The 2661-nt window shown below is 36.0% G+C and carries 2 protein-coding genes; both read left to right on the top strand.

Features of this window, described 5'->3' with window-relative positions; translation table 11 throughout:
* Positions 1–907, top strand: a 907-nt coding sequence (locus tag ABZA26_RS12130) for an iron-containing alcohol dehydrogenase (RefSeq protein ID WP_372714776.1), incomplete at its 5' end; no start/stop codon positions are given.
* A gap of 147 nt (positions 908–1054) precedes the next feature.
* Positions 1055–2305, top strand: a complete 1251-nt coding sequence (locus ABZA26_RS12125) for a GntP family permease (protein WP_372714775.1) — start codon at positions 1055–1057, stop codon at positions 2303–2305.
* The last annotated feature ends 356 nt before the right edge of the window (positions 2306–2661 follow it).

Raw genomic sequence — 2661 nt, 5'->3', positions numbered from 1 at the left:
TGAAAAATGTGACTTTTTAATTGCTATAGGGGGAGGGAGTCCCATTGATGCAGCTAAAGCCATAGGTTTAATGGCAACCAACCCTGGAAAAATAAGTGATTATATGGGATTGGGTAAAGTTATAAATCCCATGCCTCCTTTGGCAGCTATACCTACAACATCTGGAACAGGTTCTGAAGCCACTAAATTTACAATTATTACAGACACTGCAACTGACGTAAAAATGCTTATCGGAAGTCCTTACCTGATTCCGGAAGTTGCTATTGTGGATCCTTCTTTGACTTTGACTGTTCCGCCTGGTGTAACTGCTGCTACAGGTATCGATGCACTGACTCATGCTATAGAGGGCTATACTTCTGTAAAAAATCAACCATTAACCGACAACCTCGCACTTTCTGCAATCAAAAGAATTTCAAAGAATCTGAGAACGGCCTTCAATGATGGAGAAAATAAAGAGGCTCGTAGCCAGATGATGATAGCCGCAATGGAGGCGGGGATGGTAATCAATAATTCTTCTGTAACTCTGGTTCACGGAATGTCTAGGCCTATAGGGGCACTGTTTCATGTTTCCCATGGTGTCTCAAATGCAATTTTATTAGGAAACTGTATGGAATTTGCAATTGGTGGTAAAATAGATAGATTTGCAGAAGTGGCAAGGGCTATGGGAATAGACGATAGCAATCTGTCTGACGATGAATTGGCAGCCTTGGGAGTAAAAGAAGTAAAAAAACTCTGTGCCGATATTAAAATCCCTAAAATTTTAGACCTAGGAATCAACAGAGAAGAATTTTTGTCTCAAATAGACAAAATGGCAGAAGATGCTCTAAATAGCGGCAGTCCTTCAAATACTTATCATAAGCCCAGCAAAGAAGATATAATAGAAATTTATAAAGAGTTGTTGCAGTAAATGGAACAAATGTATTAAAATTGTGGTGTATCATTTTGACTGCACCACTTTATTTTTTTGAAATTTATTTTGATTTAAAAAATTAGTGGTTATCAGTGGAATTTATAATATTAAAAATTCAAATAATTTTTGAAGGAGGGGAGAGATATGCAAGTCTCAGCATTTGGAGCGATGATAGGATTAGCCTTATCTATAATCTTAATAATAAAGAAAAATAATCCTGTATACAGCCTCATTTTAGGTGCTTTTACAGGTGGAATTGTAGGTGGAGCATCTCTCCCTCATACAGTTTCATTAATGGTAGAAGGAGCAATGGGAATAACTCCGGCTATTCTAAGAATTCTTACTGCAGGAGTCCTGGCAGGAGTATTAATAGAATCTGGAGCCGCATCACAAATAGCAGAAACAATTATAGCTAAACTCGGAGCCAAGAGAGCTTTGCTTGCTCTAACCCTTGCCACAATGATTCTTACAGCTGTAGGAGTTTTTATAAGCGTGGCGGTAATCACAGTATCTCCAATCGCTATAACTATTGCAAAACGATTGAATCTTTCAAGGTTATCAGTACTTTTGGCAATGATCGGAGGAGGAAAGTCAGGAAATATAATCTCTCCAAATTCTAATACAATCGCAGCTTCACAAAATTTTGGAATAGAGCTCTCCTCTTTAATGGCTGCAAATATTATCCCAGCAATATTTGGGGTTATCGCTACATGTATCTTGGCCAAAGCCTTAATAAAAAATGGAGAGCTTGTTTATGAAACAGACGAAAAGGAACTTGAAAAAAATCTCCCTCTGTTTTCTACAGCAATAGTTGGACCAGTCGTTACAATAATTCTTTTAGCACTGGGTCCTGTGACTGGTATTTATGTTGATCCTTTAGTAGCACTGCCATTGGGAGGAGCCATTGGGTGTCTTGCCATGGGGAAACAGTCACATTTTAAAGACTATATTCAGTATGGACTATCTAAAATGACAGATGTAGCTATACTTTTATTGGGAACCGGTACTGTTTCAGGTATAATTAAAAACTCCACCATTAAAGATCTGACTATTGATATATTGAATAAGACAGATCTCCCTGAGTTTATTCTTGCGCCGATTTCCGGAGTGTTCATGTCTGCAGCTACAGCTTCTACTACTGCAGCCACTACTGTTGCATCAGCCACATTTGCCACCATAATTATTGGATCTGGAATAAAAGCTCTTTACGGAGCAGCAATGGTACATGCCGGAGCAACAGTCTTCGACCATTTACCCCACGGATCCTTTTTCCATACAACAGCAAGTTGTACAAATACCTCTCTGAAGGAAAGATTTAAATTGATACCCTATGAATCTGCAATAGGATTTACCCTAACCTTAATTTCTACTATTATTTATGGATTAATTCTTTAGACAAAATGAATCAATAAAATGATTTTAAAATTTACTTAAACCTCCTATTTTCAGTGGAATTTCACTTTAAATCGGAGGTTTTTTTAGTATAAATACAGGAATAAAAACAAATAAAATATATCTATCAGAATATAAAAAAAGGAATTGTCGCAAGCTAAAATAAAATTATTAACATATGAGAATGATTTATTCATAAATTAACAAATATAATTCTTATTCAGATAGTTTTAAAACTATACAAATCTTTCAGCGATAACCTGTCGCTAATGCTGGTTATATTTTCAAAAAGGAGGTCAAATATTATGAAAAAATTTATATTCTTAATAACTTTTATAATTACTTTTTCCCATGCAATG

It is taken from the genome of Ilyobacter sp. (genome assembly GCF_041583315.1).
GTDB lineage: Bacteria > Fusobacteriota > Fusobacteriia > Fusobacteriales > Fusobacteriaceae > Ilyobacter.
Note: the sequence above shows the minus strand (reverse complement) of the source record. Positions and strands in the feature narration are given on the sequence as shown.